Source organism: Halomonas llamarensis (assembly GCF_023555005.1).
Lineage (GTDB): Bacteria > Pseudomonadota > Gammaproteobacteria > Pseudomonadales > Halomonadaceae > Vreelandella > Vreelandella llamarensis.
Genome location: NZ_JAMJPJ010000033.1, coordinates 1 through 20,357 on the forward strand (window position 1 = coordinate 1; position 20,357 = coordinate 20,357).

General features: G+C 57.0%; 23 protein-coding genes. 20 read left to right on the forward strand and 3 right to left on the reverse strand.

Annotated elements, in window-relative coordinates:
• The first annotated feature begins 375 nt into the window (after nucleotides 1–375).
• The 12 genes from M8006_RS14810 (at nucleotide 376) to M8006_RS14865 (ending at nucleotide 10,792) form a co-directional block, all read left to right on the forward strand.
• Nucleotides 376–1,377 (forward strand): OmpA family protein, encoded by a 1,002-nt coding sequence (locus M8006_RS14810; RefSeq protein WP_250083517.1) that lies wholly within the window; start codon nucleotides 376–378, stop codon nucleotides 1,375–1,377.
• A 299-nt stretch (nucleotides 1,378–1,676) separates the two neighbouring features.
• A complete protein-coding gene (locus M8006_RS14815) occupies nucleotides 1,677–2,324 on the forward strand; it encodes a rhodanese-like domain-containing protein (RefSeq protein WP_250083518.1) in 648 nt (215 codons plus the stop codon).
• A 39-nt stretch (nucleotides 2,325–2,363) separates the two neighbouring features.
• Nucleotides 2,364–2,831 (forward strand): hypothetical protein, encoded by a 468-nt coding sequence (locus M8006_RS14820; protein ID WP_250083521.1) that lies wholly within the window; start codon nucleotides 2,364–2,366, stop codon nucleotides 2,829–2,831.
• Between the two features lie 170 nt (nucleotides 2,832–3,001).
• Nucleotides 3,002–3,868 carry an MBL fold metallo-hydrolase gene (locus M8006_RS14825; RefSeq protein ID WP_250083523.1) on the forward strand — a complete coding sequence of 289 codons (867 nt, stop codon included), beginning with the start codon at nucleotides 3,002–3,004 and terminating at the stop codon, nucleotides 3,866–3,868.
• Between the two features lie 48 nt (nucleotides 3,869–3,916).
• Nucleotides 3,917–5,701 (forward strand): SulP family inorganic anion transporter, encoded by a 1,785-nt coding sequence (locus tag M8006_RS14830; RefSeq protein ID WP_250083525.1) that lies wholly within the window; start codon nucleotides 3,917–3,919, stop codon nucleotides 5,699–5,701.
• A gap of 12 nt (nucleotides 5,702–5,713) precedes the next feature.
• Complete coding sequence (locus tag M8006_RS14835) at nucleotides 5,714–5,905, forward strand: YgaP family membrane protein (RefSeq protein ID WP_250083527.1); 192 nt, start codon at nucleotides 5,714–5,716, stop codon at nucleotides 5,903–5,905.
• Between the two features lie 46 nt (nucleotides 5,906–5,951).
• A complete protein-coding gene (locus M8006_RS14840) occupies nucleotides 5,952–6,413 on the forward strand; it encodes a YeeE/YedE family protein (protein ID WP_250083529.1) in 462 nt (153 codons plus the stop codon).
• Nucleotides 6,410–6,817: a DUF6691 family protein gene (locus M8006_RS14845; protein WP_250083530.1), complete on the forward strand. Its 408-nt coding sequence runs from the start codon at nucleotides 6,410–6,412 to the stop codon at nucleotides 6,815–6,817. Before M8006_RS14840 ends, M8006_RS14845 begins: the two co-directional genes overlap by 4 nt.
• A 140-nt stretch (nucleotides 6,818–6,957) precedes the next feature.
• Entirely contained in the window at nucleotides 6,958–7,659 is a 702-nt protein-coding gene (locus M8006_RS14850) for a response regulator (RefSeq protein WP_250083533.1), read from the forward strand.
• On the forward strand, nucleotides 7,656–8,996 hold the full coding sequence (locus tag M8006_RS14855; protein WP_250083536.1) for an ATP-binding protein: 1,341 nt from the start codon (nucleotides 7,656–7,658) through the stop codon (nucleotides 8,994–8,996). Before M8006_RS14850 ends, M8006_RS14855 begins: the two co-directional genes overlap by 4 nt.
• Before the next feature lie 63 nt (nucleotides 8,997–9,059).
• Nucleotides 9,060–9,722: a c-type cytochrome gene (locus M8006_RS14860; protein WP_250083538.1), complete on the forward strand. Its 663-nt coding sequence runs from the start codon at nucleotides 9,060–9,062 to the stop codon at nucleotides 9,720–9,722.
• A 2-nt stretch (nucleotides 9,723–9,724) separates the two neighbouring features.
• On the forward strand, nucleotides 9,725–10,792 hold the full coding sequence (locus tag M8006_RS14865; RefSeq protein WP_250083539.1) for a c-type cytochrome: 1,068 nt from the start codon (nucleotides 9,725–9,727) through the stop codon (nucleotides 10,790–10,792).
• 74 nt (nucleotides 10,793–10,866) lie between these two features.
• Here M8006_RS14865 and M8006_RS14870 read toward each other — a convergent pair whose 3' ends face one another.
• The 3 genes from M8006_RS14870 to dsbG all read right to left on the reverse strand — a co-directional run bounded on the left by M8006_RS14870 (nucleotide 10,867) and on the right by dsbG (nucleotide 13,349).
• Complete coding sequence (locus M8006_RS14870; RefSeq protein WP_250083541.1) at nucleotides 10,867–12,171, reverse strand: type II toxin-antitoxin system HipA family toxin; 1,305 nt, start codon at nucleotides 12,169–12,171, stop codon at nucleotides 10,867–10,869.
• 4 nt (nucleotides 12,172–12,175) lie between these two features.
• The gene (locus tag M8006_RS14875; protein ID WP_250083543.1) at nucleotides 12,176–12,424 is read right to left on the reverse strand and encodes a helix-turn-helix domain-containing protein; all 249 of its coding nucleotides are present in this window, start codon (nucleotides 12,422–12,424) and stop codon (nucleotides 12,176–12,178) included.
• Between the two features lie 136 nt (nucleotides 12,425–12,560).
• Nucleotides 12,561–13,349 (reverse strand): thiol:disulfide interchange protein DsbG, encoded by a 789-nt coding sequence (dsbG, locus tag M8006_RS14880; RefSeq protein ID WP_250083545.1) that lies wholly within the window; start codon nucleotides 13,347–13,349, stop codon nucleotides 12,561–12,563.
• Nucleotides 13,350–13,570: 221 nt separating this feature from the next.
• Between dsbG and nrdR the strand changes: the two genes are divergently transcribed.
• The 8 genes from nrdR to M8006_RS14920 all read left to right on the forward strand — a co-directional run bounded on the left by nrdR (nucleotide 13,571) and on the right by M8006_RS14920 (nucleotide 20,310).
• A complete protein-coding gene (gene nrdR / locus M8006_RS14885) occupies nucleotides 13,571–14,026 on the forward strand; it encodes a transcriptional regulator NrdR (RefSeq protein WP_179931645.1) in 456 nt (151 codons plus the stop codon).
• A gap of 35 nt (nucleotides 14,027–14,061) precedes the next feature.
• Nucleotides 14,062–15,195 carry a bifunctional diaminohydroxyphosphoribosylaminopyrimidine deaminase/5-amino-6-(5-phosphoribosylamino)uracil reductase RibD gene (ribD, locus tag M8006_RS14890; RefSeq protein ID WP_250083547.1) on the forward strand — a complete coding sequence of 378 codons (1,134 nt, stop codon included), beginning with the start codon at nucleotides 14,062–14,064 and terminating at the stop codon, nucleotides 15,193–15,195.
• A gap of 70 nt (nucleotides 15,196–15,265) precedes the next feature.
• Nucleotides 15,266–16,453 carry a bifunctional 3,4-dihydroxy-2-butanone-4-phosphate synthase/GTP cyclohydrolase II gene (gene ribBA / locus M8006_RS14895; RefSeq protein WP_250083549.1) on the forward strand — a complete coding sequence of 396 codons (1,188 nt, stop codon included), beginning with the start codon at nucleotides 15,266–15,268 and terminating at the stop codon, nucleotides 16,451–16,453.
• A complete protein-coding gene (gene ribH, locus M8006_RS14900; RefSeq protein WP_250083551.1) occupies nucleotides 16,453–16,941 on the forward strand; it encodes a 6,7-dimethyl-8-ribityllumazine synthase in 489 nt (162 codons plus the stop codon). Before ribBA ends, ribH begins: the two co-directional genes overlap by 1 nt.
• Nucleotides 16,938–17,435, forward strand: a complete 498-nt coding sequence (gene nusB, locus M8006_RS14905; protein ID WP_250083553.1) for a transcription antitermination factor NusB — start codon at nucleotides 16,938–16,940, stop codon at nucleotides 17,433–17,435. The genes ribH and nusB overlap by 4 nt, the downstream gene beginning before the upstream one ends.
• Nucleotides 17,436–17,475: 40 nt before the next feature.
• Nucleotides 17,476–18,486: a thiamine-phosphate kinase gene (gene thiL / locus M8006_RS14910; protein WP_250083556.1), complete on the forward strand. Its 1,011-nt coding sequence runs from the start codon at nucleotides 17,476–17,478 to the stop codon at nucleotides 18,484–18,486.
• A complete protein-coding gene (locus M8006_RS14915; protein WP_250083558.1) occupies nucleotides 18,483–18,956 on the forward strand; it encodes a phosphatidylglycerophosphatase A family protein in 474 nt (157 codons plus the stop codon). The genes thiL and M8006_RS14915 overlap by 4 nt, the downstream gene beginning before the upstream one ends.
• A 106-nt stretch (nucleotides 18,957–19,062) precedes the next feature.
• Entirely contained in the window at nucleotides 19,063–20,310 is a 1,248-nt protein-coding gene (locus M8006_RS14920) for a DUF945 family protein (protein ID WP_250083561.1), read from the forward strand.
• Nucleotides 20,311–20,357 lie beyond the last annotated feature (47 nt).

The following is a 20,357-nucleotide window of genomic DNA, read 5'->3' on the forward strand; positions in this document are numbered from 1 at the left end:
CGCGCATCTGCTGGAGCGCTTTTCTTTCTACTTGGGTCTGGACTTCAATTGCATAAAATCCCGACCCGACTTTGACGAGATGTGCCACTACGGTGCTATCGCGTCATGAAACTGTCCGAACCATTGAGTTAAACAAGTTAGAAAAAATCGGGGTCATTGAGTCGGCGGCGCATTGGTTGATATTGCGGGAAATCCGTAACCAATTTGCTCACGACTATCCAACAGACCGAGAAACGCAAGCCGTTATGCTTAACAAAGCTTTTTCGATGACAGCAAGTTTGCTAGACACTTTAGCGGGGGTGCAGCATTTTGTTGAGCCCTATCTTAGTGGAGGGCCTGAAGGAGGGGGCTTAGATGGTATGAGCGATAACACGGATGCTTGAAGATCACCGCAGCGGGCCGCGCCACAATTCTCTATTAAAAGTGCATCACGATGACGATAGTGACAGCGCCTGGATGGTGAGTTATATCGATGTCATGACGCTGTTGGTGGCGCTGTTTGTGATTATTATTGTGGCGGCGGAAGCGGCTAACCCCGGTTGGTTGGCGGGCTCCCGTATGTCAGCAGCAGAAAAAATAGGAGACATACGCCCGATACCGCGTTTAGAGGTGCCGCTGCCGGAGCCGCTGGCGAATTTGCGTAAAGTGCAACAGCTACCGCCGCCCACCCCTGGAGAGCTTAGCCCTAGGGCGCTGAGTGCGGCGTTGGGGGTGGCAGGGTTACCGCCACGCGTGCCCGCACCGCCGCTGCTATTGGCCAAGTTGGAACGGGAGGCCGAGCCTGAACGGCTGCCCGCACCGGAATTGCCGCGCTTAATGATGCCGTCCGGGTTGGATTTAACCCAGCCGCTTGCCGAGTTTATGGTGGTGCTGACGGATCGTCCGCCAAGTAATGTGGTGGAAGTCGATGACGACGCCGTGGCCAGTGCGCTAGCGCTTAACCAATCGCTAGCGCAGCGGGTGGGCGATTCGCTCTACCTGCCTGATCTAGAGGGCGTAGAAGTGTCGCGTGTGTCCGAGGGGATTAACCTTCGTGTTCAGGATCAACTGCTTTTTCCCAGTTCGACCGCCGATTTAACCGGAAATGGTCAGGCACTTGTGGCGAGCCTCATGGAAACCATTCAACGCTACGACGGTAAAGTGTCGGTAGAAGGCCACTCGGACAGCCGCTCGATCAATACGGAGGAGTTCCCCTCTAATTGGGCGCTTTCTAGCGCGCGGGCCATTGCGATTGTCGAATCGTTAGAAGCGGCCGGGGTAGCAACGGATCGCCTACGTGCGGTGGGGTTAGCGGCGACAGAGCCGCTCGCTGATAACGACACGGCGGAAGGGCGTGCGCGTAACCGCCGCGTTGAGGTCGTGATCCACATCGAGTAGTGGCGATAGACAAAAAAAGCCCGCCGGGGAAGGGCGGGCATAAAAGGGCTTGGCTCACTGCAGCCCGCTGGCTAGGGGAGGGGTGTACACAAATGCCAGCGGGTACAATATGAGTATAGCTATTTTATGCCTGATTCCAAGGGTTCGGGCAAATTTTTTACCCATTGTTTTACCTTGCCATTCAAACCTTGATCTTTTGATCTCATTTTTTTGCATCTTGCGACAAACCGCCACAGGAAGTTTGCGGTATTTTTGGCTATGCTGCTGTTCGTAATGTTATTAACTTATAGGATATTGTTATGAATGGCAGCAGATCCTTGTCGCATCGCTTTACCGCACACCGTTTTCTTTCGCGTCGTGCTTTACCGGTGGTTGTCGCGGCTGGCGCAGTGTTGAGCTGGGGAAGCATCGCGCAGGCACAAGACGACGCCCCGGCGTATCGCGAAACCCAGCTTGGGCTCTATGTCACCGCTGAGGAGGCATATGAGCTTATGCAGGAAGACAGCGATGCGATACTGATCGATGTTCGCGATCCCATCGAAATTAAATTCACTGGCTTTGCAGAACCGACGGATATCCACGTGCCGTGGGTGTTGGCGGATCGCACGCAGTTCGATGATGACGCCCAAACGTGGCCAATTGCCCGCAACCCCGACTTCGAAGCGCAGATACGTGACGAGCTTGAAGCGCAAGGCGTTGAAAGCGATACCCCCATCATCGTGATGTGCCGCTCCGGTGCGACGCGTAGTGCGCCCGCTGTCGACGTTTTGGCGGAAATGGGCTACTCCGACGTTTACTCAGTGAGTGACGGTTTTGAAGGTGGGCAGCTAGAAGACGGTGACTCGGCAGGCGTGCGTGCTCGCAACGGCTGGCGCAATGCGGGTTTACCGTGGGGATATACGATCGACCCCGATGTCGCGTGGTATGAAGGCAAGTACGAAGATTAAATCGGCTGGATGTATTTCAATCGTTAAAGGAGTTTTATTATGCGCCACACACTATTGGCTGCAACGGCGTTAAGTGCTGCCGCTTTCGCCTTGCCGACGCTCGCGACTGCTGATAATCACGGTGAATCTGATGACCGCGCTTTGATGATCGTGACAAGCGATAAAGTGCAAACCCAGAGCATGGCGATGATTTTGGGTAATGCGATGCGCCAGCAAGGTACGGACCTGCACATTTTGCTCTGCGATGCCGCCGGTGATTTGGCTATCGATGGCTTTGAGAGCGATGAGGCCGTTAACACCCCGCCAAGCAACCCGGCAAGGCAGATAAAGCCTGAAGGATTAATGCAGATGATGATGGGCGAAGGCGTCGGCGTTGACGTTTGTGCCATCTACTTACCGAACTCGGACGACTCTGAAGATGACTTGTATGAAGGTGTAGGCGTTGCGGCGCCTGGCCCAATGGCTGAGATGATGCGTGACCCATCGATTCCGGTGTATAGCTTTTAAGCCATTTAACACGTAACACATCTCTTAACACCGCTCGGCCCTGGCTGGGCGGTGTTGTTTTATGCGTTTGGCTTAATATGTAAAAATAGTATAAATATATAATGTTATTTGCGATATACTTATGCCAGTGCATTGAGCTTAGTGCATCCAACGCTGACTCGGAGGCAACCATGACCATTCCTTTGGTGACTCACTTTTTCGATGAGCCGACCAACACGTTTAGCTATGTGGTCCAAGACCCCAACAGCCAAGCGTGTGCGATCCTGGATTCAGTCCTCGATTTTGACTACGCCGCGGGCCGCACGGACGTACGTTCCGCTGACGAGATTATTGCCTTTGTGCGTGAGCACGATCTCGCCGTTGAGTGGATCTTGGAAACGCACGTACACGCTGACCATCTCTCGGCAGCGCCGTATCTCCACGAAAAACTCGGCGGCAAGACAGGCATCGGCGCCAATATCACCGTGGTGCAGGAGGTTTTCGGTAAGGCATTTAACGCCGGTACCGAGTTCGCTCGCGATGGCAGCCAGTTTGATGCGTTGTTTGAAGAGGGTGACCGTTTTCACATTGGTGGGCTCGAAGGGCGCGTGCTGCATACGCCAGGCCATACGCCCGCCTGTTTGACCTATGTGATCGGTGATGCCGCTTTTGTCGGCGATACCCTGTTCATGCCGGACTATGGCACGGCGCGCTGCGACTTCCCCGGTGGCGATGCGCGAACCCTCTATCGCTCGATTCAAAAAGTGCTCGCGTTGCCGGGGTCTACCCGCTTGTTTATGTGCCACGACTATAAAGCCCCTGAGCGCGATATCTACCAGCACGAAACCACGGTCACCGAGCAGCGCGCAGCCAACGTGCATGTGCGTAATGGAATTAGCGAAGAGGACTTCGTCACGATGCGCTCAGAGCGTGACGCTACCTTGGGGATGCCGCGGCTTATTATTCCGTCGGTACAGGTCAATATGCGCGCGGGCGAAATGCCGCCAGCCGACGATAACGGCCAGGTGTACCTCAAAGTGCCGATCAATACGTTTTAAGCCTGTTTTATCCGTGGGCGTTAAACGCCAATATGGCGAGGCATTGCCGTGAACCTTAAACGCCATCTGCCGATTTTTCAGTGGTTGCCGCACTACCAGCGCAGCACCCTGACGCGAGACCTGCTGGCGGCGGTGATTGTGACGATCATGCTGATCCCGCAGTCGCTGGCGTATGCCATGTTGGCGGGGCTGCCGGCAGAAGTGGGGCTATATGCCAGTGTCCTGCCGCTGGTGGCTTACGCGATCTTTGGCACTAGCCGAACGCTAGCCGTAGGGCCGGTGGCGGTGGTGTCGCTAATGACGGCAGCGGCCTTGGGCAATATTGCCACGCCAGGGAGTGCCGAATACATGGGCGCCGCGCTGATATTGGCGCTGCTTTCGGGGCTGATTTTGACCTTAATGGGCCTAGCCCGGCTGGGTTTTTTGGCCAACTTTCTCAGCCACCCGGTGATCTCCGGCTTTATTACCGCTTCCGGTTTGATCATTGCGGCGGGGCAGCTGCGTCACCTGCTGGGAGTTGAGGCGAGCGGCCACAATCTGGTGACGCTGCTTACCGGGATTTTGAGCCAGCTAGGCAATGTTCATTTGGCAACGCTACTGCTTGGCGGCGGCAGCCTGGTGTTTCTTTATGCGGCGCGGCGCTGGTTGAAAACAGGGCTTTTACACCTGGGCGCGGCGTCTGGCGTGGCCGACATGCTGACCAAAGCGGCGCCTATCGTCGCGGTTGCGGCAACCACGCTGATTACTTGGCACTTGGGATTGGATCAGCGCGGCGTGGATGTGGTGGGTGACATTCCCGCGGGGTTGCCGCCTATTACGCTGCCGGGGTTTGAGCTGGGTCTGTGGCGTGATTTGTTAATGGCAGCGGTGCTGATCAGCATTGTGGGGTTCGTCGAATCGGTGTCGGTGGGGCAGACGCTGGCGGCAAAACGTCGCCAACGCATCGACCCCAACCAAGAGTTAATCGGGTTGGGCAGTGCCAATTTGGCGGCGTCTTTTTCTGGCGGTATGCCGGTCACTGGTGGCTTTTCCCGCTCGGTGGTCAACTTCGATGCGGGCGCACAAACCCCCGCCGCCGGTGCTTTTACCGCCGTGGGCATCGGCGTGGCGGTGCTGGTGTTAACGCCTCTGATCGCGTATTTGCCCGTGGCGACATTGGCCGCCACGATCATTGTTGCCGTGCTGAGCTTGGTCGATTTTCCCGCTGTGGTACGCACCTGGCGCTACTCGCGCAGCGATTTCGCTGCCATGTTGGCGACGATTCTCGTCACGCTGGCCAGCGGGGTCGAAAGCGGTATTTTAGCCGGTGTCGGGCTTTCGTTGGCATTACACCTCTACCGTACCAGCCGCCCGCATAGCGCGGTGATTGGCCGGGTGCCGGGGAGCGAGCACTTTCGTAACGTTGAACGTCACCAGGTCGAAACCGCCCCTCACCTGTGCATTTTGCGCGTCGATGAAAGCCTCTATTTTGCCAATGCGCGCTATCTTGAAGATACGGTGATGGACGAGGTGAGCCGTCAGCCCGACGTCAAGCATGTGGTGCTGGCCTGCCAAGCGGTGAACGTGATCGATGCCTCCGCGCTTGAGAGTTTGGAAACCATCAATCAGCGGCTGGACGATGCCGGTGTGGTGCTCCACTTGGCCGAAGTGAAGGGGCCGGTGATGGATCGCTTGAAGCACACAACGTTCTGTGAGGAGTTAACCGGTTTTGTTCATCTGAGCACTTATAGCGCGTGGGTGGCGCTGACGCAGCCGTCTAACGCGGTATACCCCGAACCGTCCGCCTGTCCTAGTGCGCGTGCGTTGACAGTGGCGGCTGCAACAACGTTATGAAGGAGATAGACGATGAAAACGAACGTAGGTGGTGTTGATAAAATTGCCCGCATTGTAGTGGGTGCCTTGCTCATCCTTCTGGCCTTAACCGGCACCATTGGTGCCTGGGGTTGGATTGGCATCGTACCGCTCGCCACGGGCCTGTTTAACTTCTGCCCGCTTTACGCGCTGATAGGCGCTAATACCTGTAAGACGAAACCGTAACCGCAAGCGAGCGTCGTATCAGGTAACGTTAAAAAAGGAGAACCGCGTGGATTGGATGGCAAGCCTGCAAGGGCTGGTGGGCGGCGTTCTGATTGGGCTGTCAGCGGTATGGCTGATGGGCACCATGGGGCGTATCGCCGGGATAAGCGGCATTGTGGGTAATTTAATGACCCAGCGCCCGAAAGGCGATAGCGCTTGGCGCGTGACCTTTGTGCTGGGCTTAATCAGCGGCCCATTGCTCATCATGGCGTTGGGCGGTGGCCTCGGTAATGTGGCCAATGCACCCGGCGCCGTTATCGGCGAACCCGCAGGCGGTGTCGTGCTGATGCTACTGGCCGGGTTGTTGGTTGGGGTAGGCACTGGTATTGGCAGCGGTTGCACAAGCGGCCATGGGGTGTGCGGTATCTCGCGACTTTCAACGCGCTCCATCGCGGCGACGGCGATGTTTTTGATTACTGCCATCATCACCGTGTATGTGGTTCGCCATGTGATAGGAGGTGGCGCATGAAAATGCTGATGGGCTACATGGCCGGCTTGCTGTTCGGTCTTGGCCTTGCCGTGTCAGGCATGACGGACCCGGCGCGCGTTCTCGGCTTTTTAGATATCGCTGGCGCCTGGGACCCGACGCTGATGTTTGTGCTGGGCGGGGCGGTGGTGACGAGCTTTATCGGGTACCGCCTTGTGTTTCAACGCGCGGGGCCGATATTCGGCGAACGCTTCCAGCTACCCACCAAGCAGGAGCTCGACGCCAAGCTGTTGGGCGGCGCGGCGCTCTTTGGTATCGGTTGGGGGCTATCGGGCTACTGTCCTGGGCCTGCCATTGCGTCTGTCAGTGGCCTGACGTTTCCGCTTGTTGCCATGTTAATGGCCATGGTGGTGGGTTGGTTTGCCGCGCGCGCACTAACGTGTTAACGCTTGGGCCTTGGTTTTATATTGCCCCCTGCCAGCCTCGCTGGCAGGGGTTTTTTGTATTTATCTGGCGTTGTAGGGGGATTTTTAACCGTCGGTTAATCCTACCTTGTCATGCTGGCGATACTGGTTAAGGAACCGTTATGCATATATTGCTGGTAGAAGATGATGCGTTAGTGGCCTCTGGCATTCGTGCAGGGTTAATGACCTACGATTTTGTCGTGGATCATGTCGCCACGTTGCAAGCCGCTCGCCAGGCGCTAGAGGCGGTGAGCACCGATGCTGTCATTCTCGATCGCGGTATGCCCGATGGTGACGGACTGCTGCTTTTGGAGGCGTGGCGCCAAAATGGTGTAGAAACGCCGGTGCTGATACTCACCGCGCGCGACGCCGTGCGTGATCGCGTGGATGGCTTGCAAGGCGGTGCGGACGATTACTTGGTCAAGCCGTTTGACCTGGATGAGTTGGTCGCCCGGCTTTACGCCCTACTGCGACGTGCTTCTGGGCGTAGTAGCGGCGTGATCACGCATGGCGCACTGGCTCTGGACCCGGTTTCACGGCAAGTCAGCATAGACGGCGCTGTGATACCGCTTTCGCGGCGCGAGCTCGTGCTGTTGGAAGCCTTTTTATACGCCCCGCGCAGTGTGCTAAACGCCGATCAGCTCAAAGACAGCCTTTACGGCATGAATGAAGACGTCGAAAGCAATGCGCTTAATGTGCACATCCACCATCTGCGACGCAAGCTTGGTAGCGGCATTATCGATACCGTGCGCGGTTTGGGCTACCGCTTGGGTAAGCCTGAGGCGGTGATGCTTGCACAAGATGCCATGAGGCAAAAAACATGAGCTTGCGCCTTCGTTTGCTTCTAACGCTAGGGTTAACGCTATCGCTTTTATGGGGCAGTGCGGCGGCGTGGCTGATGCAGGATTTGGAAAATAAAGTGGTCGAAACGCTGGATCAGCGCTTAGCCCAGTCGGCACGCATGGTTGCCGGTTTGATGCTGCAATTGCCCCCCGAGGTGTGGTTGCAAGCCGATCAGCGAGCGCTTTCCATTCCGCCGATTGAGGGGTTGGCGTGCCAAGTGCACTCTCCGCGTGGCGAAATCATGGCGCGTACGCATACAGACATGGAACAGGTATTAATGCCGGGCGAGCGAGGCCATGCGTATCGAAAAGAAGGCGATATGACGTGGCGAGTGTTCACTTATGAGCGTGGTGGCTTAATCATTACCACCGCCGACCGGATGGATGAGCGTGACATGCTCTTAGGGGATGTGATCCGCGTCGCGGTGTTGCCGTTTATCGTCGCGTTAGTCGGTAGCCTTGGCGTGCTGTGGTGGGTGCTCTGGCGTGGGTTAGCGCCGTTAACGCGGCTGCGCGAATCGCTCTCACGTCGCCACCCGGATGCCTTGGCACCGGTGGCTACCTACGGCGTACCGGCAGAAATTCGCCCGTTGATCAATACGCTAAACGGCCTGTTATCGCGCGTACAACAGACGATTGTGCGCGAACAACGCTTCACCAACGACGCCGCGCACGAGCTTCGCACCCCGCTGACCGCGATTAAAACGCACCTGCAAGTGGCGAAGCGTGTCGAGGGGCAAGCGGCGATTGCATCATTAAAGCAGGCGGAAGAGGGCGTGGTGCGGCTAAGCCGCACGCTTGATCAGCTGCTGACATTAGCCCGTGTCGAAGGGCATTTACGCTTTGACGACGGTGAAGTAAGCGATGTCGCCGATATTGCCACCTGCGCCATCGCCGATACCAACGTGGATGCCAGTCAGCGGTTTTTATTGCCCGTGCGCTGGCCAGAGGCGGTGTTATGCATGCCACGCGAGTTGGCGATTACCGCGTTGCGTAATGTGCTCGACAACGCCTTGCATCACGGCCCTGAAGATCAGCCTGTGACGCTGAGCGCCTACTGGCTCGAAACCGAACCATCCGTGGCCTTTTGTGTACAGGATCAAGGGCCGGGGGTTTCGCCAGAGGTGCTTGAGCAGTTCTCTCAGCGATTTTGGCGCGCCAGTAAGCAGCAAGGGAGCGGGCTTGGGCTCGCGATCGTCGCCGCCATTGCCGAGCGCTTTGGCGGGCGAGTGGCGTTTTCAAGCCACGCAGGGGAGGGCTTAACCGTTGAATTCATTGTGCCAGCCACCGCCTCCGCGCAACACCAAGAGGTGGGGTAGCCAACCACCTTAAGCCACCTCATTCACGCTTAAGGAAACGACAACATAAAAGGGGAATCCGTGATGAGCAAGAGGATGTTAGGCGGGCTAGGCCTGCTGTTAGGTGCCGGTTTATATGCGGGTAACGTGCTCGCTATTGAGCCGGGCGACCCGGGTCGCGGCCAAACGGCAGCCGCAACATGTACCGCGTGCCATCAAGCTGACGGCAGTGGTAAGAATGTGCCGGGCGGTGAATCGTGGCCGCGCTTAGCGGGCTTAGATGCCGGTTATATCGAAAAGCAGCTGCATGACTTTCAAGCCGGGCGGCGCCAAAATGCCAGCATGATGCCCTTCGCTAATATGCTCAACGATCAGCAGATAGTTGACGTGGCGGCCTATTACAGCCAAATGGAGATTACCCCCGCCGGTGGGGGTGAGAACGCGTCCGATGCACTGCTGGCGCGTGGGGAGCAGATAGCCAACCGGGGTGACTGGGACAAATATATTGTCTCGTGCAAAAGCTGCCACGGCCCGGGCGGCAAAGGGGTCGGCAGTGATTTTCCCGGTATCGCCAGCCAGCATGCGGGTTACATTCGTACTCAGCTGCACGCCTGGCAAGACGGTGAACGTGCCAACGATCCGCAGAACTTGATGGGGGCCATTGCTAAGCGCATGAGCGATGATGATATTGAGGCAGTATCGGCTTGGTATGCCAGTCAAACGGTCAGCGCAGAAGGGGAGGAATAATCATGATCATGGGTAAAAAAAGCTTGGCGTTGGTCGTCGCCGGTGTGTCTATCGCTGCGGCAGGCGTGGTGACTGCCAGCGCGCAAAGTGATGACCAACAGAGTGACAACGAACAGAACGCTGAGATGCCCTATCAAAACCTGGTCGAGATGGGTTACCCGGCGCCGCAAGACAATGAGCTGGTGCATGTGCCGCCGACCATGGCCGATCTGGAAGAGGCTGACCTGCATCCTGAACTCAAGAAAGTCATTCGCCGTGGTTACGATCTGTTCACTGATACTCAGCAGTTACGGGGCGAGCATGTCTTTAACGACATGAACTGCTCAAGCTGTCACTTAGGCGAAGGCCGCCAGCCGTTTAGTGCCCCGGTGTGGCCTGCGGCGGTCACGTTGCCGAACTTTCGGGGCAAAAACCAACACGTCAATAACTTGGAAGAGCGTATTGCTGGCTGTTTCGCGTATTCAATGAACGGCACGCCGCCTGAGTATGGCAGCGACGATATGTTGGCATTGTCGGCGTATCACCGGTGGTTAGCCACGGGCGTACCGGTCTACCCGGATCAGCCGATTTATGGGCGTGGCTTCCCGCCGCCCGACCGCCCGGAAGCGTTGAGCTACGCACAAGGTGAGGCGGTTTATCAGGAGCAATGCGCAATCTGCCACCAGGAAGATGGCTCCGGCCATTACGAGAATGGCGAGTATGTCTTTCCTCCGCTCTGGGGCGATGGCTCTAACAACTGGGGCGCCGGGATCGTGCGTACACACACGGCCGCTGGCTTTATCAAAAACAACATGCCGCTGGGTCAGCCGCTGTCGCTATCTGACCAAGACGCATGGGACGTGGCGTATTACATGACGCAGCAAGAACGCCCGCAGGACCCGCGCTATGACGGCAGCGTAGATGCAATGCTAGAAACGTTCGGGTCGACCTTCCACAAGCACTCAAGCTACGGCCAGGTGCGCGAACACGACGACCACCGTTTAGCCGATCACGCTAACTGGGGCGAAAAAGGCGAAGAGGTCATTCCCTGGAACGTTGGCGTGCCGCGTTTTGAAGACCTAGAAGACTAAATCGTCTTGATGGTCACATAAAACCCCGCCCGGTAATCATTGCTGGGTGGGGTTTTGCGTTAAAAGATAGCTCCCTATTGGTTATGTACGGCGAGCTGTTGCAGTTTTGCGTTCAAACCGTCAAGAATCGGCGTACTGACATCTTCAGGGAAATCAGCCGGTAGCATCTGGTGGATAGAAGCGAAGGCACTGTGTGACTGGTTGAGAATATCGTCTATCAAACCAGTGACCCGTCGCTCGGCAAGGTTCGCTTCCCGGGCGGTGCTGAAGAAATGACGGGGTTGAATACGCGACCAGTGATAATGCCGGTGTTTGCTTTTTAGTGACATGGCCATTTTGGCTCTGGCCGAGGGCAAACTTCCTTTGGCCATTAACGGGTAGGCAGAAATGACGTCGTACAACGGCGTCATCCGGTAAGCAGAGCCGGGCTCCAGAAACAAGCTGAAGTTCTTCGCGTGGCCGTCAATCGCTGCCAGTAACCAGAACATGATATTGGCTTTGAAAAACGTGTCGCGATCATGCGCGGCGTTTTGTGAGCCCATGAGCAGCTGCATGCCGGCTTCGATACCGGGGCCCCCGTCATTTTCGTATTTTAGTGCAGGAGAAACGCCCAATGCCTGGCAAAAATCTTCTTGTGGTAGGCGCATTAGCCAGCGGTGATCGTGAGACCAGCGGCGGTCAAAACGTTCAACGACTAACACGCGTTGTTTGCCAAAAGAGGCCAGCTCGGCATTGGCGACCGGTAACCCAAAGGCCTGTAATATTTTAAGGCACAGCCACTCATTTTCGCCGCTTTCACGCAAGTCGATGTTGCTGTGGCTGAGAAAACCAATCGGCATTTTGATGATGTGGCTGGTGGGTGTCGCCGAGAGGGGAAGATGCCAACGGTTTTGATACCAGAGAAGCGCCATTTTCTCTTGCGCACCGGCAAGCGACATTCGAAAATCTCGGCTCGGGTTCATGCCTAATGGCGCTTCTTGGTAGCCGCTCAGTAAGTTTCCAATCGCCTCATCATCCATGGGGGCGGTGTTGATGCTGCGCACGTCTGGAATCGGCTCGTTTTCAGGGTAGAGCTGAATAGCGCCGACGCAATCACGCCCTACGGCTGCTAACAAATCGAAAGGCTGGCTTGTTGGCGCCTGAAATCTGGCCTGCATCCTGGCGCGGATGTTTTCTGAGTCCGGCAGTAGGTTATCAAAAAAGTTATAGACAACCGGACCACGATAACGCGTTGATGAAAGGGGTAGCGATAGTGATATAGCGCGAGCGCCATGGCGTTGAAGCCATGTTGCCGCGTAGCGAAAAGCCATCGCGCCTGAGGGGGCAAGCTGCAACTCGCCGACTTCAATACCGTTCAGTGCGACCTTTAAGCAAGCCATCGGGCTACCACTCCTGATCCCATTGCTGGGTTTGGGAATTGCTACCCCGATCAGCGACGTGTAGTTCAAGCTCTAACGCGGCCAAAAGCTTAAACAGTGTGTCGACATGGCTGCGCTCGGGATGATTTTCAAAACGGGAGACAGTGGCTTGCTTGATACCCACGAGCTCGGCCGTATGCTGCTGCGCGAAGCCCTTACGTTTGCGGGCTTCTTTAAACGCTTGGGCTAGCATATCTGGCGTTGTGATTTTCACTTCACGTTACTCCTCAGCGGCTATTGCCGTTAGGATGCATCTGTCACTAACTTATACCCTATAGAGGATAACGTGTCGAATATCCTTTGTAGAGGATAAGCGAAGTTTTAGCCCCTGTAGCGGATAACGCTTACGGCTACGGCGCTTGACTTCCCATCATCTTAATCAGGCGTTCCTCGCTGGGCATGCCTTCTATGCGCTCAATGCGTATGCTGCCGTTGTCGGTTTCACGCTGAAAGGCACTGGTGGGGGTGGCGTAGAGCCCGAGGTCTTCAAAGAGCTGATTGTTGGCATACACGTGCTCTTCGATATCGCGCGGCTGGGCGCTGGCCTTAATGCGGTCGCCGCGTTTGTGCGCGCGTAAAGCCGCCTCTGGGTCGTTAGCACCTAAGATGGCGGCGGCTTTTCCGGGGCTATCGGCAGCGAGAATACCCACCATAATATGGCGCAACTGCACCTTGCCGGCGTCTACCCAGGGGCGTGCGGCTTCCCATAGTTGTTGGCAATAGGGGCAGTTGGGGTCGGTGAAGGTATAAATCACCCGAGGCGCATCGCGCTCGCCGTCTTGAATCCAGTGGCTCTCTTCGAGCGACGCCCAGGTTTGGGCTTCCAATGGAGCGCGAACGTGCTCATCAAGCTGTGGCTCGGTGAGGTTATTGCCGTCGCTGTCCATCAGCGTGCCGACAATGGCGTGTTCGCCGTCGGGGGTTAAGTAGATCGCCATTTCGCGGCCTTGCACGCTGGCCCCAAAGCCACGCATGCCACCGGGGGCGCTAAACTGGCCGTGGATGTCAATGCCTTGTTTTTCCAGGGCTTTGACGGGGGCAGGACGTTCTTCTTGCGCTAAAATCTGCGTGCTTACGCCGAACAATAGGGCGGATGAAAGCACTAAAGCAGGCGCTAAAAGCGTTGATAATTGCAACATGGTGTCCTCTGGCAGATGGAGAGCTTACGTGACCTTGTGGTGGCACGGGAGTATAAATCGATTATTTCAAGCGAGGATTAGCCGCGGATTAGCGCCATGAAGGCGTTACGCCAACGCGTTTGGCCCTGTTTGTATGAATCCAGCCGCTTAAGTCGTTACAATGCGTTATCAATGAAACTGTAGCGTATGCTTTTTCACACGCCTGACAACAGGTCGACCCAATGCATTGCCCCTTTTGTGGTGCTAACGACACCCGAGTGACAGACTCTCGCTTAGTGGCGGATGGCGATCAAGTGCGTCGCCGCCGCCAGTGCGCGGCGTGCCATGAGCGCTTTACCACCTACGAAACCGCCGAGCTGATTATGCCACGGGTGGTGAAATCCGACGGTTCGCGCGAGTCCTTTGATGAGCAAAAATTGCGCGCGGGCATGTTGCGTGCCTTGGAAAAACGCCCGGTCAGCGCCGAAGCCATCGAAACGGCGGTGGAGCGCATTCGTCAAACGCTGCGCGCCCGGGGTGATCGGGAAATCAACGCGCGGGAAATCGGCGAGTCGGTGATGCAAGCGCTCAAGCAGTTGGATCAAGTCGCGTATATCCGCTTTGCCTCGGTATATCGTAAGTTTCAGGACTTGGATGAGTTCCGTGCCGAAATCGACCGTCTTTCGCAAGAACCTTGATCGCAAGAACCTTAACCCCAAGAGCGTTTTCGCCGATGCCGTTTACACCCGATGATCATTATTTTATGGCGCGTGCGCTGCATTTAGCCGAGCGCGGTCTCTATACCACCGACCCGAATCCTCGCGTGGGTTGCGTGATTGTGCGCCATGGGGAAGTGGTCGGCGAGGGCTTTCATGCGCGCGCGGGAGAACCCCACGCGGAAATTCATGCGCTTGACGCGGCGGGCACAAACGCCGAGGGTGCTACCGCGTATGTCACCTTAGAGCCCTGCTCCCACACCGGGCGCACCGGCCCCTGCGCATTGGCGCTGGTGAAGGCAAAGGTTGCCCGCGTGGTGGTGGCGATGGTGGACCCGAATCCGCAGGTGAGCGGGCGTGGTATTCTCTTGTTGGAAGAGGCCGGTGTTCAAGTGGATGTCGGCTTGTTAGAGGCCGATGCACGGCAGCTCAATCCTGGTTTTATCGCACGCATGGCGCAAAAGCGCCCCTTTGTGCGCTTGAAAATGGCGATGAGCCTTGATGGCCGCACCGCGATGAGCTCGGGAGAATCGCAGTGGATTACCGGCCCGGAGGCGCGTTGTCATGTACAGCGTTTACGTGCCCGCTCAAGTGCGGTGCTAAGCGGTGTGGCGTCGGTCATTATGGACGACTCACGCTTAACGTTGCGTGCCGAGCAACTGCAGTTGCCTAATGCCGACGAGGTCGTAACGCGCCAGCCGTTGCGGGTGATTTTGGATACGCGCTTGCGCTTACCGCTCGCCGCCGCCTGTTTGTCTGCCCCTGGGCGTACACTCATTATCACCACATCGGCCCACTCGCCAGAAAAACGCGCCAAGCTCGAACAAGCTGGTGCTGACGTACAGGTACTGCCGGCGGCGGAAGGGGGGCGTATCGATCTGCGTCAACTGCTAAGTTGGTTAGCGGAAAACGAGCAAGTGAACGAGCTACTGGTGGAAACCGGTGCTACGCTCGCCGGGGCCATGCTGGCCGCCGATGCGGTGGACGAAATGCAGCTTTTTGTCGCACCGACGCTGTTAGGCGGTGACGCGCGGCCGCTCTTTGCCCTGCCGGGTTTAAGTAAAATGGCCGACCAGCGTCGGCTGACCATTCATGATATTCGCGCGGTGGGGCAAGACTGGCGAGTCGTCGCCTCCCCGGTTCGTGACTAGCGCCGTCAGCCATACCAAGGTACCCTGACGCGCGAAATCGCACGCAATGCGACACAGACTTGGAGATTCCATGGCGCACTCCTCCTCCGGGGGTCTGGCCCCCATCGCTGACTTGGTCGACGATATTCGCCAAGGCAAAATGGTGATCCTCATGGACGATGAGGATCGAGAAAACGAAGGTGATATCATCATGGCCGCGGAGAAAGTCCAGGCCGAACATATCAACTTCATGGCACGTCATGCCCGTGGGCTTATTTGCTTGCCCATGACACGCCACCGCTGTGAGCAGCTTAACCTGCCGCTCATGGTGAGCGATAACGGCTCGGGGTTTGGGACCAAATTCACGCTGTCGATTGAAGCGACAACCGGTGTCACCACCGGTATCTCGGCTGCTGACCGCGCACGCACCGTGCAAGCGGCTGTCGCCCTGAATGCCACGGCTGACGACATTGTTCAGCCGGGGCATATCTTCCCGCTGATGGCGGAGCCGGGTGGCGTATTACGCCGGGCGGGGCACACCGAAGCGGCGTGCGATTTGGCCGCGCTTGCCGACTGTGACCCGAGCGGTGTGATCTGCGAGATCATGAACGATGATGGCAGCATGGCGCGTCGCCCTGAGCTTGAGGCGTTTGCCCAAGAGCACGGTATTAAGATGGGTACCATTGCCGATTTGATCCACTACCGCATCATTAACGAACAAACCGTGGATCACGTCGAGGCCTTGCCGCAAAGCACCGCTCATGGCGACATGATGCTCCACGTTTTCCGTGATCGTATTCAAGGCGCGCACCATTTGGCGCTGGTGAACGGTCAGCCCACCACCGATCAGCCGACGACCGTACGCGTGCACTTAGCGGATACGCTGCACGATGTGATGGGGTTGTTAAAAGACGGTAAGCACCGTTGGGATGCCCAGCGAGCGCTGGCGGAAATTGCCTGTGCCGAGCCCGGTGTTTTTGTCTTGATCGACGATGCGCGCCCGCATCAAGACTTGAAAGATCAGTTAGATATTTTCTTAGACCGTGTGCGTCAGCCGCGTACTAGCGACTCCGATGGCGCGGGTAACTATTTGACCATTGGCACGGGCTCGCAGATTCTGCGCCACTTGGGTGTAGGTAAAATGCGGCTATTGAGTTCGCCGTGGAAATTCTCCGCGCTTTCGGGGTTTGATTTGGAAGTCGTGGAGCGACTCAGCCCAGCGGATGCCACCGGTCAGCCCACTTCTCAGCAGCCCTCTTTTTCAGCAGGAACAGATTGATGGAACCTCTCTCTCAAGTAGAAGGTAACTTTTTCGACGTTAACGGTCGTTATGTCCTCGTGGTGGGGCGTTTTAACCATCACGTGGTTGATAGCCTGGTTGAGGGCGCCGTAGATAGCCTGGTGCGTCACGGCGTTGATGCCGAGCAGATTCAACTCGTGCATGTCCCCGGTGCGTGGGAGCTGCCCCTGGCAGTGAAAAAGGTGCTAAAAGTGAGCCGCCCTGACGCAATCATCGCCCTAGGGGCCGTGATTCGCGGCGGCACACCACACTTTGAATACGTGGCCGGTGGTTGTAATTCGGCGATGAATAACCTCCAGCTTGAGTTTGATACGCCGGTCGCCAATGGCGTGCTGACGGTCGAGTCGATTGAGCAAGCCATTGAGCGCGCGGGCACCAAAGCAGGTAACAAAGGTACCGAGGCGGCGATGGCAGCGATGGAAATGGTGTCACTGTTACGCGCCCTTTCCCCGGAGGCCGGGCAATGAGTCAGTCGCGTAAGTCTTCTTCCGCGCAAGAAAGCCGCCACGCGGCGCGCGAGTTGGCCGTGCAGGGGCTTTATCAGTGGCAGATGACGCATAAATCCATGACCGCCATTGAAGCGGAATTTCGTAGCCAAAAGCCCGATGATGATCTGGAAGATTACGAGAACTGGGCCAAGGTGATGGAAATTGCCGATCAAGCGCTTTTCCACGAGCTTCTGCACAATGTGGCGCGCTTCAAGGAGGCGATTGATCGTGATATTGCGCCGCTGCTTGATCGCCGCTTGGAAGACTTGGACGCCGTGGAGTTGGCGATTTTGCGCCTAGGCGCCTACGAGCTTTCGCGCCGCTTAGAGGTGCCTTACCGCGTGGTGATCAATGAAGGCGTGGAGCTGGCCAAATCGTTTGGCGCTACCGATGGGCATAAATACGTGAACGGCATTCTGGATAAGTTAGCGAATCGCTTGCGCAGTGCCGAGGTCGTCGCGCGTCGCCATTGAGGGCGTCCGTGACGGCTACTTATCGCGTTAAGGGGTCTGTGTGCTTGCCGAATTCGATCTAATTCAGCGCTACTTCACCCCCCCTGCTCAAGGTCATGGCGTGGCCTTGGGGGTGGGTGACGATGCGACATTGCTGACCCCCGCAACCGGTCAGCAGCTAGTTGTCAGCGTTGATACGTCTGTCGTGAACGTTCACTTTCCGCCAGATGCGCCGGCCAAGGCGATAGGCCATCGCGCCTTGGCAGTCGCGCTGTCTGACCTGGCGGCGATGGGAGCGGATTCGCGGTGGTGCTTAATGGCGCTCACGCTCGATCAGCAACGCTGGCGCGATGATGTCGCTGTTAGTGCCTGGTTGCAGGCGTATGCGCAAGGGTTTCTCGCTCTGTGCGATCAGCACGAGACGGCGCTGGTCGGTGGTGATGTCACGTCTGGCAGCTTGTCAGTCTGCGTTACCGTTATGGGAGAAGTGCCGAGCGGTTGCGCACTAATGCGCAGTGGCGCGCAGCCAGGTGATATGCTGGCGGTGACGGGTGCGCTAGGCGGTGGAGGCGGTGGCTTAGCGTTATGGCAGCAAGGGGAGCGTGATCTGACGCATCCGCTTTTGACGCGTTATTTACTGCCGGTGCCACGCCTTGCCGCGGGGCGGGCGCTACGAGGTATCGCGTCGAGTGCATTGGACATTTCCGATGGTTTGCTCGCGGATCTGGCGCATCTCCGTCAGGCTTCTGGCGTGGGGGCGAGACTCGATGCCGATGCTATTCCACTTGCCGAGGGGCTGGTGGATGCCTTAGGCCCGCAGCAAGCACGGAAGGCAGCGCTTTCAGGTGGCGATGACTATGAGTTGCTGGTCACGATTCCTCATACATGCTGGGCGCAAGCGCAGGCAGCCCTCGCGCCGCTGGGCGTTGCACTTACCGCGGTCGGGCGATGTGTGGAAGAACTCGGTGTCAAGGGGGTGCCCTCTGAGGCCGAAACCGGGTGGCAGCATTTTGTTGGGCAAGCGGTGTCAGACAGTGATCCGCCGGCAAGCCGTAGGGGAGAAGCGCCATGAATAAATCGCCGCCTAGCGTTTGGCGACGCCCTACGCACTTTTTTGCTTTTGGGTTGGGCAGCGGCGCGGTGCCTTTTGCACCGGGGACGTTTGGCACGTTGGCCGCCATCCCTTTCTTCTGGTTGATGGCGGATTTACCGCTAAACTGGTACTTAGGTATTGTTTTTGTCGCCTTTGTGGTGGGCGTTTGGCTGTGCGATAAAACCTCTCACGACCTGGGCGTGCACGACCACTCCGGTATCGTGTGGGATGAGTTCGTCGGTTATTGGATCACCATGGCGGCGGTGCCGTTTTCCTGGGAAGCCGCGCTTTGGGGCTTTGTTGTTTTTCGCGTATTTGATGTGTTTAAACCGTGGCCGATTCGCTGGGCGGACCGCCGCGTTGCGGGCGGTTTTGGCATTATGATTGATGATGTCATGGCAGGTTTATACGCTTGGAGTATCATGCACCTATGGTTTTGGTTGCACTGACGATTCTGACTGCATTGACGGTTTTGGTTGCACTGACGGTTCTGGCTGCATGACAGCTTTTTCGCTCAGACCGTGTTTTTAGGGGTGTGCGTCAGGGAGTAGCACCATGCGCAAGGAACGACTCATTGTCCCCGCTATTGCGGTGGTGGTCGTGATCTGGATGGCCGCTCAGTTGCTGTCAAGTGTCTTGTTTGAGCGCAGTATGCACCAAGCGCTTGAAGACTTGAAAGCCCGGGGTGAGTGGCGTGTGCAGCGCACCGAAAATGATCCGGGTTGGCTTACCTCCCACGGCAAGGTCATTCTTTCTCCGTTGCTTGGCCGCCCGTGGCGGTTGGAGGTTTCCTACCGCGCGCGTCATGGTATTTTGAATACCGATATCGAAGGGACGCTCATGCCGCGCTTAGACACGGTATTGCAGCGTGCTGTCGGCGATGTGTCGGTGCCTTCTGCGCCTCGCTGGCAAGGGCGCTATCAGACGCTAAGCGGACACACGGAATTACGCTTGGCGCTGGCGCCGCTTGTGATCGAACAAGATGGCCGCTATCTGGAAGTGCGCGGGGCACGCGTACGCTTAGAGGGCGTGTTTGGCGATTGGCGTCTGCGCGGCTTATTCAATGAGTTAGTGATAAAAGATCGTGATGCCCGTTTAGTGCTCGGCCCTAGCGTATTAGAGAGCCGCTATACGTATACGCAGGACGCTTACCATTTTAACCAGCATGATCGATTACATATTGAATCGCTGTCACTTACCCACCCTGATCTCAATCTCACGGTAACGCCGCTCGAACTCAATAGTGATATGGTACTTGACGAGCAGGAGCTGCGCATTGCGAGCGAGCTCGTTGTCGGCGACGCCATCTTGACCGATGAGGCGCCTCAAGCGCCGATACTGCGTGGCCGAATAGAGGCTGAGCTTTCGCGCATTGATGCCGATGCAGTGCGCGAGGTGATTGTCCAGCTGCGCCAGGAAGCCGCGAGAGGAAGCGTCGAGATGCCGGTGGAAGAGGGGCTGTTAGCGCGGCTTGAGCCCAATCTTCTGCAAACGCTGAAAGCGTCCCCACGGTTGGATATTCACGCCATCGATATGGAAAGCCCGCTTCTGGGTATCGATATCGACGCCAATGGCGCGCTATTTTTTGATCCTCGCCGCTTAGAGGCGCTTAGCTTAATCGATGCGACGCATGAACCGATGCCATCACATTGGCGTTCTCGCTTCGAAGGCGATATCACCTGGCAAAATGCGCCGCCTGTTGCCGCACTGTGGTTAGGATTGCCCCTAAGTACGCGCTCACTTACGTTTGATCTTATTCAGGGAAACTGGCGGGTTAACGGTCGTCCGCTGCCCAATTTTTAACCGCTTTATGCACGCACTTGGGCCTTTCGCCTTGAAGTTTTGTGCAA